Source organism: Xanthomonas hortorum pv. pelargonii, assembly GCF_024499015.1.
Classification (GTDB): domain Bacteria; phylum Pseudomonadota; class Gammaproteobacteria; order Xanthomonadales; family Xanthomonadaceae; genus Xanthomonas; species Xanthomonas hortorum_B.
Window position 1 is genome coordinate 1764175 of record NZ_CP098604.1, and the last position, 13028, is coordinate 1777202.

Annotated in this window: 10 protein-coding genes and 1 pseudogene; 7 read left to right on the forward strand and 4 right to left on the reverse strand. The window is 66.0% G+C overall.

From position 1 onward, the window contains the following. Nucleotides 1-76: 76 nt before the first annotated feature. The 4 genes from NDY25_RS07905 to def form a co-directional block, all read right to left on the reverse strand. Complete coding sequence (locus tag NDY25_RS07905; RefSeq protein WP_168959920.1) at nt 77-1798, reverse strand: ArnT family glycosyltransferase; 1722 nt, start codon at nt 1796-1798, stop codon at nt 77-79. A 47-nt stretch (nt 1799-1845) separates the two neighbouring features. After that, entirely contained in the window at nt 1846-3156 is a 1311-nt protein-coding gene (gene rsmB / locus NDY25_RS07910) for a 16S rRNA (cytosine(967)-C(5))-methyltransferase RsmB (RefSeq protein WP_251754953.1), read from the reverse strand. After that, nucleotides 3156-4079 (reverse strand): methionyl-tRNA formyltransferase, encoded by a 924-nt coding sequence (gene fmt / locus NDY25_RS07915; protein WP_006453164.1) that lies wholly within the window; start codon nt 4077-4079, stop codon nt 3156-3158. The genes rsmB and fmt overlap by 1 nt, the downstream gene beginning before the upstream one ends. 102 nt (nt 4080-4181) lie before the next feature. Beyond that, nucleotides 4182-4694 carry a peptide deformylase gene (def, locus tag NDY25_RS07920; protein WP_006453163.1) on the reverse strand — a complete coding sequence of 171 codons (513 nt, stop codon included), beginning with the start codon at nt 4692-4694 and terminating at the stop codon, nt 4182-4184. Between the two features lie 132 nt (nt 4695-4826). Between def and NDY25_RS07925 the strand changes: the two genes are divergently transcribed. The 7 genes and pseudogenes from NDY25_RS07925 to tsaC all read left to right on the forward strand — a co-directional run bounded on the left by NDY25_RS07925 (nt 4827) and on the right by tsaC (nt 13008). Beyond that, entirely contained in the window at nt 4827-5963 is a 1137-nt protein-coding gene (locus NDY25_RS07925) for a LysM peptidoglycan-binding domain-containing protein (RefSeq protein WP_168959918.1), read from the forward strand. 74 nt (nt 5964-6037) lie between these two features. Next, nucleotides 6038-7174 (forward strand): DNA-processing protein DprA, encoded by a 1137-nt coding sequence (gene dprA, locus NDY25_RS07930; RefSeq protein ID WP_168959917.1) that lies wholly within the window; start codon nt 6038-6040, stop codon nt 7172-7174. A 43-nt stretch (nt 7175-7217) separates the two neighbouring features. Beyond that, on the forward strand, nt 7218-7691 hold the full coding sequence (locus NDY25_RS07935; RefSeq protein WP_168959916.1) for a DUF494 family protein: 474 nt from the start codon (nt 7218-7220) through the stop codon (nt 7689-7691). 40 nt (nt 7692-7731) lie between these two features. After that, the gene (locus NDY25_RS07940; protein ID WP_168959915.1) at nt 7732-8457 is read left to right on the forward strand and encodes a pilin; all 726 of its coding nucleotides are present in this window, start codon (nt 7732-7734) and stop codon (nt 8455-8457) included. 60 nt (nt 8458-8517) lie between these two features. Further along, complete coding sequence (locus NDY25_RS07945) at nt 8518-9750, forward strand: RDD family protein (protein WP_256627868.1); 1233 nt, start codon at nt 8518-8520, stop codon at nt 9748-9750. A gap of 182 nt (nt 9751-9932) precedes the next feature. Then, on the forward strand, nt 9933-12425 hold the full coding sequence (locus NDY25_RS07950; protein WP_168959913.1) for a DNA topoisomerase I: 2493 nt from the start codon (nt 9933-9935) through the stop codon (nt 12423-12425). Between the two features lie 8 nt (nt 12426-12433). Continuing rightward, a pseudogene (tsaC, locus tag NDY25_RS07955) lies at nt 12434-13008 on the forward strand (L-threonylcarbamoyladenylate synthase type 1 TsaC). Nucleotides 13009-13028: the final 20 nt, after the last annotated feature.

A 13028-nucleotide genomic window follows, 5' to 3' on the forward strand; every position in this document is an offset into this window, starting at 1 on the left:
TGAATCGTCGCTAGACAGCGGCCAGCGGCACCATTGACGCGGCGCAAATCGGGCCCGGGACCAGGGCTCGGTGCCCTCATTCGGTCTCCAGGTTGCCCTGCTCCTGTGCTTCCACCGCCCGCTCGTTGGAGCTCGCCACGCAGCTGCCCTGCACCGCATCGGCCGGCACCAGCCACCAGCGACGACGGTTGGCCACCCCCACCAATTGGCTGCGACTGCGATCCACGCAGGCCAGCAACGCCGTCTCCTGCACCAACAGCCAGCGTTGCGCAGGCTGCTCTGCCTGCCAGGTCACCCCGCGTTGCAGCTGTTGTTCCCACGGCACCTTGAAGCCGAAGGTCTGCGCGGAGCGGTCGGCCATCAGCAGGTTCTGCTCTTTCCAGGCCACCAGCCCGAGCTGCGCATGCGCCCCGATCCGGCGCCCGGCCTCGCGCATCACCGCGCCCGACGAGCTGGAGTCGTTGAAGATCGGGTAGCAGACCAGCCCGAACGCCACCCACCACGCACCCAGCAGCGAGGCGACCGCAAGCGCGGAGCGGCGCACCCGCAGCAACAGCAGGCTGGCTATGCCCCACACCCCCACCGCCAGCAACAGCCAGCCGAGCGGGTCGGTGGCCTCGCTGCCGACCCCGCGGCTGTCCATGATCTTCTGCTCGAAGCCCGGATGCCCGATCAGCATCGCCACCCCGCCAACGCTGAAGACCACCGTCAGCAGCAGCGCGAATCCGAATAACACGCGCTGCACCCCGGCCCGGCGCAACAGCCCCGCCGCCAACGGCGCCAGCGCCAGGCAGAACATCGGCAGCGCCGGCAGGATGTAGACATCGCGCTTGCCGCTGGGAATGGTGAAGAACACCAGCACCAACAGCCACCACGCCAGCGGCAGCAGATAGCGCGGATCGCGGCGCTTGAGCCGTCGCCGCCAGGCCGGGATTGCCCATGGCAGCAGCAGGATGGTCGGCAGCCACATCGTGGCCATGCCCTTCAAGTGGTACCAGACCGGTTGCGCGTGGTCCCAGGAGCTGGCGTAGCGCTTGGCGGTCTGGCGCAGCAGGATGTCGTTGAGATACACGCGGTATTCGGGCTGACCTGCGGTCAGCGCGGTCACCATCATCGGCACGAACCACAGCAGGATCGCGACAAAGAAAAACAGCGGCCCCAGCCAGAAGCGCCGATCGCGCACATGCACGCGTACGCCCGGCCAACCGCGCGCCGACGCAATGCCGGCCGGGATCAGCATCAGCAACGCGATCACCCCGACGCCTTTGGTGATCACGCCCAGCCCGGCGGCGAACCAGCCCAGCGTCCACCAGCGCCAGGCCGGGCCCATCAACAGATGGCGCAACAGCCCGTAATTGGCCAGGGTGATCCAGAACACCACCAGCGGGTCGATCTGCGCCTTCTTGGCCTGGAAGGTGAAGTGCAACGTGAACAGCAGCATCCAGGCCGCATACAGGCCGACGCGCCGGGTCCACAGCCGCCGCCCCAGGTCGTACACGCAGGCCAGCGTGCCCAAGGCTGCCAGCAGCGACGGCAGCAGGAACGCCACCCGCCAATTGCCCAGCAGCGTGTAGAACAGCGCCTGCAGCCACATCAGCATCGGCGGCTTGTCCGAGTACAGCTCGTTGCCGCGATGCGGGAACAGCCAGTCGCCGCTCAGCACCATCTGCTTGGCGACCAGCGCAAACCGCGGCTCGTCCGCCGGCCAAGGGTCACGCAATCCCAGCCCGGCACCGATGACCAATACAGCGGTGATGGCCAGCAGCCAGAAATCGGTGGAAGCACGGGTCTTGAGCATGGCCGGCGGCAGTGGGAAGCAGGAGGGAGCGCCGACTCGGCGCGCGATCAGGAGGTTTTTAGCAAAAGCGCGTAGAAAAATCCGTCGCAGTGCTGCTCGCCTGGAAACCGCTGGCGCCCCGGCCCTGCCGCATGACCAAACTGCGCACCCAGCGACTGCGCCTGTGCATCGGCAGTACGTTGCAAAAACGCCTCCACCTGGGCCTGGTTCTCACGCGCGAGCAAGGAGCAGGTGGTGTAAAGCAACTGCCCGCCCGGACGCAGCGTGCGCCAGGTCGCATCGAGCAAGCGTGCCTGCAAGGCGCTCAAGACATCGATATCGTCGGCGCGGCGATGCAGCAGCACATCCGGTTGACGGCGCACCACGCCGGTGGCCGAACACGGCGCATCCAGCAGCACCGCATCGAACGGCTGCCCGTCCCACCACGCGGCGGGATCGGCGGCGTCGGCCGCATGCAGTACGACCTGCGCGCCTGGCACGGTGCGCTGCAGGGTCTGCTGCACGCGTTCCAGCCGGCGCGCATCCACATCCAGTGCAGTGAGCTGCAGGCCGGGACGACGTTCCAGCAGGTGCGCCGCCTTGCCACCGGGCGCGGCGCAGGCATCGAGCACACGCGCGGACGCGGCCAACTGCAGTGCATCGGCCACCTGCTGCGCAGAGCCGTCCTGCACCGAGACCTCGCCTTCGGCAAAGCCAGGCAATTGACTCACCGGCAGCGCACTGTGCAAGCGCACCGCATCCGGCAACACCGCATCGATTTCGGCAGCGATGCCCAGTTCGGCCAGGCGCGCGACATACGCGGCCGGATCGGTGCGCCCGCGATGCACCCGCAGCCACATCGGCGCCATCAGCGCGCTTGCAACGAAGATATCTTCGGCGTCATCGCCCCAATCGGCACGCAGCTGCTTGCGCAACCAGGACGGCCAACCGGCATCGGCAGACACCGCCGGGAAACCCTCGCGCTGCGCACGCCGCAGGATCGCGTTGACCATGCCGGCCTGACGCGGCCGGCCCAGCGCACGACACGCATCCACGGTGGCCGACAACGCCGCATGCGCAGGCAGTTGCAGCACGTCGAGCTGGGCGAAGCCGGTCATCAGCAACGCTTTCAGTTCAGCATCGCGCGGCGGCAACGGGCGCTCCAGCCACTGCCGCAGCGCTACGTCGTAGGCCGGGCGGCGGCGCAACACCGCAAAACAGATCGCCTCCACCAGCGCGCGGTCGCGTGGATCGCTCAGGCCGGGCAAGCTTGCGGCCAGCTCGGCCTTGAGCGAGCGGCCCTGGTCGAACACCGCCGTCAGCACCCGCGCAGCGGCCAGACGCGAGGCAACGCCGGCAGTGGCGGCTTCCGTCGACATCAGGTCAGCGCCGGCAGATCGCGGCGCGCGTTGAGGTAGTCGGCGGCGGTGATCGCCTTGCCGCCCTCGCGCTGCAAGACGCGTACCCGCAACGCACCCGCACCGCAGGCGATATCGATGCCCTGCTTGCTGGCAGCGAGCAGGGTGCCCGGCGCCTGCCGATGTGCCAGCTCCAGCGCCACTGCGCCATGCAGGCGCACACGCTCACCGGCCAGCATCGCCTCGGCCACCGGCCAGGGGTTGAACGCACGCACGCGCCGCGCCAGCTCCTGCGCCGGCTGCGCCCAGTCCAGCCGCGCCTGCGCCTTGTCCAGCTTGTGCGCGTAGGTCACTCCCTCGGCCGGCTGCGGTTGCGCCACCGGGCGAACGCCGGCACGCAGCAACCCCAGCCCATCGGACAGCACCTGCGCACCCAGCGCGGCGAGGCGGTCATGCAGCTGCCCGCCGGTTTCCTGCTCCCCGATCTCCAGACGTTGCGACAGCAGCACCGGGCCGGTATCCAGACCGGCTTCCATCTGCATCAGGCACACGCCGGTCTCGGTATCGCCGGCCTCGATCGCACGCTGGATCGGCGCGGCACCACGCCAACGCGGCAGTAACGAGGCATGCACGTTCCAGCAGCCGTAGGTCGGCGCGGCCAGCACTGCCTTGGGCAGGATCAAGCCGTAAGCCACCACTACCATCAGGTCAGCATCGAGCGCGCGCAGCGTCGCCAGGGCCTCGGGTGAGCGCAGCGTCTGCGGCTGAAACACCGGGATGCCGCGCGCGATCGCTTCCAGCTTGACCGGCGAGGCGGTCAGCCCACGGCCGCGGCCGGCAGGCCGATCCGGCTGGGTATAGACCGCCACCACTTCATGTCGCTGCGCGGCCGCGCGCAACGAGGCGACGGCAAAATCCGGCGTACCGGCGAATATGATTTTCATTGGGCAGGAGATTCGGGAGTGGAAATTGGGGAGTCGCAAGGGCGGATTCGGCAATCGGTGAGAGAACCGGCTTTCCGAATCCCGACTCCCGAATCCCGGCCGTCAGGCCACGTGTTTGCGCTGCTTGGCCAGTTTCTTGCGCACCATCTCGCGCTTGAGCGGCGACAGATAATCGACAAACAACTTGCCGTCCAGGTGATCCATCTCATGCTGGATGCACACCGCCAGCAGGCCTTCGGTGCTCAGTTCCTGCGCCTGCCCGTGGCGGTCGACATAGCGCACCGTGATCGCATCGGCACGGCTGACATCGGCATAGATGCCCGGCACCGACAGGCAGCCTTCCTGATACAGCTGCTCGCCCTGTTTGCTGACGATTTGCGGGTTGATGAACACCTGCGGCAGGTTCTTCTCGTCGCTGACGTCGATCACCATGAAACGCTTGTGCACATCCACCTGACTGGCGGCCAGGCCGATGCCGGGCGCCTCGTACATGGTCTGGAACATATCGTCGAGCAAGCGTTGAAATGCCGGGCTGGTGACCTCGGCAGCATCCACCGGCACGGCCTTGGTGCGCAGCCGCGGGTCGGGAAATTCGAGAATAGGGAGCAAAGCCATGGGGTTACCCGTGCTGGGAACACCGGCGCAGCGCCGGCAAGACGCTCCTATTCTAGCGCACTGCTTGCGTAGCGCCGGGGTTTCTGGACCATAGTGCGCGGACCTGTTGGGGAATCAGGCAAGAAGGCACTCATGTTGAAACGACTTCGTACGGTCGTCGCTGCGGCGATGCTGACCGTCGCGACCTACGCTGCCGCGCAAGCGGTGGGCGAACATCCAGAGACTTACGTGGTCCGCAAGGGGGATACCCTTTGGGACATCGCTGGGCGTTTTCTGCAAAAGCCGTGGCTGTGGCCGGAAATCTGGCAGGCCAATCCGCAAATACAGAACCCGCACCTGATCTACCCGGGCGATGTGATCAGCCTGGCCTACCTGGATCGCGTCGCCAAGGGCACTGTGCAGCCCGGCCCGCGTCAGGAAGCGCCGATCAATGCGATTCCGCTGTCGGAAGTGGAGCCGTTTCTCAAAAACCTGCGCGTCACCGACGACTTCGACGGCCTGCCGTATGTCGTGGGTCTGGAAGGCGGTCGTTCGCGTGCCACCACTGGCCAGTTGGCCTATGTGGTCGGCCTGGATGACGCGCAGCCGGGTCAGCGCTTTGCGGTGGTGCGCCCGACCGTGAAGTTCAGCCTGCCCAAACCCAACGATGATCTGGATATGGCCGGCAATAGCGTCGCCGGCTCCGGCAACATCTGGAAGAACTACATCGCGCCGAGCAGTCGCCGCGAGTTCCTGGGGTATGAACTGGCGCAGGTCAACGTCGGCACCATTACCCGCAGCGCGGCAGGCGGCAATTCCAAGGCGGCGACTTTGCTGCTGCAGGACAGCGGCCGTGAAGTGCGTGCGGGCGATCGCATCATCGCGGTCGAGGCACAGCCCTACGATCTGCAGTTCATTCCGCATCCACCGTCGGAACAGGCCACGCAGACCGAGTTACGCGTACTCGCCATCTCCGATGCCTTCATCGTCGGCGGTACCCGCGACGTGATCGCCATCTCCGGTGGCGCGCGCGAGGGCATCAACAACGGCACCGTGTTTTCGATCTGGCGCAAGGGCCGTACGGTCAGCGACCGCGTCAAACACTCGCGTTTTTCGCGGGCTGACGATGACTTCAGCGGTCCGGCCGGTTCCACCGTCGGCCTGCCCGACGAATACGTCTCGCACGCGATGGTGTTCCGCACCTTCGACAAGGTCAGCTATGCGTTGGTGATGGAAAGCGTTAAGCCGACCGGCCTGGGCTACATCGTCAAGCATCCAGACGCGCAGTAAGCGGGACAAAATCCGATGCTGTAACGCGACGGCGCCTGAGGGCGCCGTCGTCGCTTGCGGCCTACGCTGACCGCATGGCCCTGATTGCTCCCGACCTGCGTGCGTTGTTGATCCTGCTGCTGGCCGGCGGCCGCAGCCCGCCGCGCCGTACGCTGCTGACGACGTTCGCCTCGCCGACCGAGATCCTTGCCGCCGGCTCCGATGCATGGTGCGCTGCCGGCTGCGACGCGCTGCAATCGGCCCTGCTGCGTGTCCCCGACACGCAGGCGCTGGACGCAGCGCTGCACTGGTGCGCGCAGCCCGGGCATCACCTCATCGGCTGGCAGGATCCGGACTATCCCGCCCTGCTGCGGCATCTGATCAATCCGCCGCTGGCCTTGTTCGTGGACGGCGACCCCAATGCGTTGTGGCATCCAGCGGTGGCGGTGGTCGGCAGCCGCGCAGCCACCGCCGGAGGGAGGGAGCACACCCGCGCGTTCGCTTCCAGCCTGGCGGGCGCCGGGCTGGGCATCGTCAGCGGCATGGCGGCAGGCGTGGATGCGATCGCCCACGAGGCCGCGCTGGCCCGCGCCGACGGCATCACCGTAGCGGTGGTCGGCACCGGCACCGATGTGGCCTACCCCGCACACCATCACGGCTTGCGCGATCGCATCGCCGCGCGTGGTGCGGTCGTCAGCGAGTACCTGCCCGGCACAGCGGCGGCCGCGGGGCACTTCCCGGCCCGCAACCGGATCATCGCCGGGCTGGCATTGGGCACGCTGGTGGTCGAAGCGGCCATGCGCTCGGGCGCGCTGATCACCGCGCGGCTGGCAGCTGAGGCCGGGCGTGAAGTGTTCGCCCTGCCCGGCTCGCTGCACAATCCGCTCGCGCGCGGCTGCCATCACCTGATCCGTCAGGGTGCCACCCTGGCCCAGGAGCCGGCCCAGATCATCGACGGGCTGCGCCTGCTCTCGGGCGAGTTGGCCGATGCCTTGCGCCAGCGCCTGGCCGCCCCCACTGATCAGGCCAGGACGGCGCCCAAGGCCTCTACCGCGCGCCCGGATCCGGACTACCAGCGCTTGTGGCAGGCACTTGGCCACGACCCAACCCCTATGGATGCATTGGTCGAACGCACCGGATTGACGGCCGCCACGCTGTCCTCCATGCTGCTCATCATGGAACTGGAGGGAGACGTGGTCACCGAGCACGGTCGCTATACCCGCAATCCCTAGTTTCTTCACCTCCACAGCGTCGCGCGACGCAGGCCGAGGGGCAATGAAAGAGAGCATTCTTGATGTACTGCTGTACCTGTTCGAACATTATTTCAGCGAAGACGCGGACCTGGTCCGTGACCGTGACTCGCTTCAGAATGGCCTGATCCAGGCTGGCTTCAGCCCTGCAGAAATCAGTAAAGCCTTCGATTGGCTGGACGCGCTCTCCGAGCAGCGGCCTAGCGTTGCGCGCCCGCACGTCGACGGGCCGGTGCGTATATACCAGGGCCCGGAATTGGACAAGCTCGATGTGGATTGCCGTGGGTTTCTGATGTTCCTGGAGCAACACCGCATTCTCGATGCCGATCAGCGCGAGTTGGTGCTGGACCGCGCCATGGCGCTGGACCAGGACGAGCTTGATCTGGACGACCTCAAGTGGGTGGTGCTGATGGTGCTGTTCAACCAGCCGGGCGCCGAAGCGGCCTACGCATGGATGGAAACGCAGATGTTCCTCGACGAGCCTGAACCCGTACACTGAGGGTCGAAGCCGCGATGGAAGCGCGTGCGTGGGGACGGGAATGAGCAGTTGGTATTACGCCGAGGGCAACCGCCATCGGCGTGGCCTGGTGGCCGGCGAGGCCTTGCTGGGTCTGTATCGTGATCGCGCGATTGCCCTGGATACCCTGGTCTGGCGCGAAGGCCTGACCCAATGGGTGCCATTGTCTGCCTGCGCCGAAGAGCTCGGGCCGCCGATCTCCACCGATTTGAGCGCTGCAGCGCAGCCTCCGCCACTGCCATCGGCGGCGGCACACGTGTCGCCTGCCCACGTGGCTGTACTGCCAGCGCATCGCCTGCCGAACCACGGGCCGGGATGGTCGCTGGCGGTGGTCATGTGCGCGGTGGTGGGGATGTTTGTCCTGGTGGCGGTGATCGGCATTCTGGCTGCAATCGCGCTGCCGGCTTATCAGGACTATGTGGGACGCACCAAAGTCGCCAAGGCAGTGGCCGCGTTGGCGCCATTAAAGCCGCAGATCGCCGAATTTCTCGCGCAGGAAGGCCGTTGTCCGGTCAATGGCGACAGCGGCTTCCAGGCGCCCGAGCATTATGCAAACGACGTGCTGACCAGCGTGCGGGTCGGCCGTTTCGACACCACCCAGTGCGGCATCGAAGCGGTGATGCATGCACCGACATCGGCCAAGCTCGATGGCAAGGCGTTGTGGCTGGATTTCGACGTTGATGCGAGCAGTTGGCAGTGCAGTTCCGAGATCGACGACAACCAACTTCCGCCGGACTGCCGCGGTTAGAGCGCGTTAGCTCAAATGCATCTCACGCTCTAGCCAATCGTTTCACCCAAGGGGACATCAATGACGCAGTGGTATTACGCCGACGCCCAGCGCGAACGCCAGGGGCCGATCGACACCGACACGCTGGTTGCGCGCCTGTCGCAAGGCATCATCGACCGCTCCAGCCTGGTCTGGCGCGAAGGTCTGCCGCAGTGGGTGGCGCTGCGCGAGGTCGCGGCCGAACTGGGCGTCGACACACCAGTGCCGGCGCCCCCCGAGCCAACCGGATATGCGCCCGTGGACGTTCCGGGCAGCGAACCGCAGGCGACGGTTTTCCCGACCAGCGTCCCGGTGGATAACGCGCCCGCCGCAGCGGCGCCGTTTGCCGGCTCCGCTGCAGACGCTTCGCTCGCGCAGACCGAATCTGGCCTTGCCGATCACCATGCCGCAGTCGAGCAGCAGCAGGTTCCGCCGAGCGAGCACGCTGCACCGGCAGATCCAGCAGCGTGGTCCACCACGCCGGCAGACGCAGCGACAACCCAAGCGGCCTCAAGCCCGATCCTGACCGAGACCTCGGACGCGTCTGCGACGCCCGCCTACGCCTCGTCGCAGACACCCGCTGGCGTGCCAATTCCCAGCGCCTGGGAGTCCGTAGCCGCCGCGCCCACAGCAACCGTTGCATTGCAGGATGCCCCGGTTGTCTATGCCGGCCTGTGGCGGCGCGTGGCGGCCAGCATTCTGGACAGCTTCGTGACCACCTTTGCGGTGTATCTGATCGTGATCCCGTTGGTGTTCGTCGTGGCGCTGGCAACCACCCGCGGCGATTCCGGTTCGGCGCTGGACGACGGCAGCGCGCTTGGCATCGCGATGGTGGTGTTGTCGTATGGCATCGGTCTGACCATCCCGACGCTGTATTTCGCCTGGATGCAGTCCAGCCGGCACCAGGCCAGCCTGGGCAAGCTCGCCTGCGGGATCAAGCTGGTCCGCGCCGACACCAACGGCGGCCGGGTCGGCTTTTGGCGCAACGTGTTGCGCTACCTGGCCTACATGCTGATCAGCGTGCTCACCCTGGGCATCGGCGCGATCGTGGCGGCATTCATGGCCGGCATGACCCAGCGCAAGCAAGCCCCGCACGACAAAGTGTGCGAGACCCTGGTGGTGGATCGCTGGGCCTTCACCGATCACCCGGAGCGGCAATCCACGGGGCTGGACACAGTCACGATTGTGGTGCTGGCCATTTATGCGGTGATAGTAGTGATTGGCGTGATCTTCGCCGCAATCATGATTGCAGCGATCGGAATGAGCCAGAACTGAGGGTTCGTAGCCGAAGCCGCTTGACACGGCGGCGTCTGCCGTGATCTTTCTAATAAGAGAAATGAACGCCCGGGCTACCATCCCGGGCGTTGACGTGTGGGAAACAGGCGATCTGCTTCCCTCCACCGGCCAATTAGGCCACGCTACCTGCCCCCCGGGCCCTGCCCAAAGAATTAACCACCATGCCCAAGCACCTGCTCATCGTCGAATCGCCCGCCAAGGCCAAGACGATCAATAAATACCTCGGCAAGGACTTCACCGTCCTGGCCTCGTATGGGCACGTGCGCGACCTGGTCCCCAAGGAAGGTGCGGTCGATCCGGACAACGGGTTCGCGATGCGTTACGACCTGATCGAAAAGAACGAAAAGCATGTCGAAGCCATTGCGCGTGCGGCCAAGACCGCCGACGACATCTTTCTGGCGACCGACCCGGACCGCGAGGGCGAGGCGATCAGCTGGCACATCGCCGAGATCCTGAAAGAACGCGGGCTGCTCAAGGACAAGCCGATGCAGCGGGTGGTGTTCACCGAGATCACCCCGCGTGCGATCAAGGAAGCGATGCTCAAGCCGCGCGCGATCGCCGCCGACCTGGTCGATGCGCAGCAGGCACGTCGCGCGCTCGATTATCTGGTCGGCTTCAACCTGTCACCGGTGTTGTGGCGCAAGGTGCAGCGCGGCCTGTCGGCCGGCCGCGTGCAGTCGCCGGCGCTGCGCATGATCGTCGAGCGCGAAGAAGAGATCGAAGCCTTCATCGCGCGCGAATACTGGTCCATCGATGCGCAATGCCGGCATCCGTCGCAGCCGTTCAACGCGCGCCTGATCAAGCTGGACGGGCAGAAATTCGAGCAGTTCACCGTCACCGACGGCGATACCGCTGAAGCCGCGCGGCTGCGCATCCAGAAGGCGGCGCAAGGCGTGCTGCATGTCACCGACGTGGCCAGCAAGGAGCGCAAGCGCCGCCCCGCCCCGCCGTTCACCACCTCCACGTTGCAGCAGGAAGCCTCGCGCAAGCTCGGTTTCACCACCCGCAAGACCATGCAGGTGGCGCAGAAGTTGTACGAAGGTGTGGCACTGGGCGAGGAGGGCTCGGTCGGCCTGATCAGCTATATGCGTACCGACTCGGTGAACCTGTCGCAGGACGCGTTGGCGGAAATCCGCGACGTGATCGCGCGCGACTTCGGCACCGCCTCGTTGCCGGATCAGCCCAACACCTACACCACCAAATCCAAGAATGCGCAGGAAGCGCATGAGGCGATCCGCCCGACCTCGGCATTGCACACACCGGCGCAGGTCGCGCGCTTTCTGTCCGACGACGAGCGCCGTCTGTACGAATTGATCTGGAAGCGCGCAGTTGCCTGCCAGATGATTCCGGCCACGCTCAACACCGTCAGCGTCGATCTGTCGGCCGGTAGCGAGCACGTGTTCCGCGCCAGCGGCACCACGGTGGTGGTCGCAGGCTTTCTGGCCGTGTACGAAGAAGGCAAGGACACCAAGAGCAGCGAAGACGAGGACGAGGGCCGCAAGCTGCCTCCGATGAAGGCCGGCGACAACATCCCGCTGGACCGCATCGTCACCGACCAGCATTTCACCCAGCCGCCGCCGCGCTTCACCGAAGCGGCGCTGGTCAAGACGCTGGAGGAATACGGTATCGGCCGTCCGTCCACCTACGCCTCGATCATCCAGACCCTGCAGTTCCGCAAGTACGTGGAGATGGAAGGCCGCAGCTTCCGTCCCACCGACGTGGGCCGTGCGGTGTCCAAGTTCCTGTCCGGGCATTTCACCCGTTACGTGGATTACGACTTCACCGCCAAGCTCGAAGACGATCTGGATGCGGTCTCGCGTGGCGAAGCGGAATGGATTCCGTTGATGGAGAAGTTCTGGGGCCCGTTCAAGGAACTGGTCGAGGACAAGAAGGATTCGCTGGACAAGACCGACGCCGGCAGCGTGCGCGTGCTCGGCGCCGACCCGGTCAGCGGCAAGGAAGTGAGTGCGCGCATTGGCCGCTTCGGCCCGATGGTGCAGATCGGCACGGTCGAAGACGAAGAAAAGCCCACGTTCGCCTCGTTGCGCCCGGGCCAGAGCATCTTTTCGATCTCCATCGAAGACGCGCTGGAACTGTTCAAAATGCCGCGCGCGCTCGGCCAGGACAAGGACCAGGACGTCAGCGTCGGTATCGGCCGGTTCGGGCCATTTGCGCGCCGTGGCAGCGTGTATGCCTCGCTGAAGAAAGAAGACGACCCGTACACCATCGATCTGGAACGCGCGGTGTTCCTGATCGAAGAGAAGGAAGAGATCGCACGCAATCGGGTGATCAAGGAATTCGAAGGCAGCGACATCCAGGTGCTCAACGGCCGCTTCGGCCCGTATATCAGCGACGGCAAACTCAACGGCAAGATCCCCAAGGATCGCGAACCGGCGTCGCTGAGCTTCGAAGAAGTGCAGCAGTTGCTGACCGACACCGGCAAACCCGTGCGCAAGGGCTTCGGTGCGAAGAAGGCCACGCTGAAGAAGAATACGGTCAAGGATTCGTCGCCGAAGAAGACTGCGGTCAAGAAGACCGCCACCAAGACTGCTGCGACCAAGACCGCTGCCAAAAAGGCCCCGGCCAAGAAAACCGCCGCCAAGAAGGCCGCCAAGCGTGTGGTCAAGAAAGTGGCGAGCAAGGCGGCAGGCTGAGTCGCACGATGCAACCGGCACCCAGCCCTGCGCTCAGTTTGGATAACGCCGTCGCTGCCCTGACCCAGGGTGGCGTGATCGCCTACCCCACCGAAGCGGTATGGGGACTGGGCTGCGACCCGCGCCAGCAAGCGGCCGTGCTGCGGCTGCTGGCGATCAAGCGGCGCCCGGTCGACAAGGGCGTGATCGTGGTGGCCGCCAGCGTGGACGTCTTGCACGAGTGGGTGGACTTCGACGCACTGGAGCCTGCGCGCAAGCAGGAGGTACTGGCCAGCTGGCCGGGCCCGCACACCTGGATCCTGCCAGTCACCGCACAGGCGCCGCGCTGGGTCACTGGCGAGCATGACGGGCTAGCCGTGCGCATCAGCGCGCATCCGGTCGTCGCCGCGCTCTGCGCAGCCTGGGGGCCCCGTTGGTGTCCACCAGTGCCAACCTGGCCGGTGAGTCACCCGCACGCAGCCGGCAGGCGCTGGATCCGGCCCTGCTGGCCAGCATCGATGGCGTGGTGGATGGCGTGGTGGGCACGTTGGCGCAGCCGACCCAGATCCGCGATGCGCGCAGCGGGCAGGTCCTGCGCGACTGAGTGGATGCGGTGGCTTGTCA

Bases quoted from the DNA above. Each gene is read 5' to 3' on its own strand.
- NDY25_RS07905 (WP_168959920.1), bottom strand. From the start codon at position 1,798: ATGCTCAAGACCCGTGCTTCCACCGATTTCTGGCTGCTGGCCATCACC.
- rsmB (WP_251754953.1), bottom strand. From the start codon at position 3,156: ATGTCGACGGAAGCCGCCACTGCCGGCGTTGCCTCGCGTCTGGCCGCT.
- fmt (WP_006453164.1), bottom strand. From the start codon at position 4,079: ATGAAAATCATATTCGCCGGTACGCCGGATTTTGCCGTCGCCTCGTTG.
- def (WP_006453163.1), bottom strand. From the start codon at position 4,694: ATGGCTTTGCTCCCTATTCTCGAATTTCCCGACCCGCGGCTGCGCACC.
- NDY25_RS07925 (WP_168959918.1), top strand. From the start codon at position 4,827: ATGTTGAAACGACTTCGTACGGTCGTCGCTGCGGCGATGCTGACCGTC.
- dprA (WP_168959917.1), top strand. From the start codon at position 6,038: ATGGCCCTGATTGCTCCCGACCTGCGTGCGTTGTTGATCCTGCTGCTG.
- NDY25_RS07935 (WP_168959916.1), top strand. From the start codon at position 7,218: ATGAAAGAGAGCATTCTTGATGTACTGCTGTACCTGTTCGAACATTAT.
- NDY25_RS07940 (WP_168959915.1), top strand. From the start codon at position 7,732: ATGAGCAGTTGGTATTACGCCGAGGGCAACCGCCATCGGCGTGGCCTG.
- NDY25_RS07945 (WP_256627868.1), top strand. From the start codon at position 8,518: ATGACGCAGTGGTATTACGCCGACGCCCAGCGCGAACGCCAGGGGCCG.
- NDY25_RS07950 (WP_168959913.1), top strand. From the start codon at position 9,933: ATGCCCAAGCACCTGCTCATCGTCGAATCGCCCGCCAAGGCCAAGACG.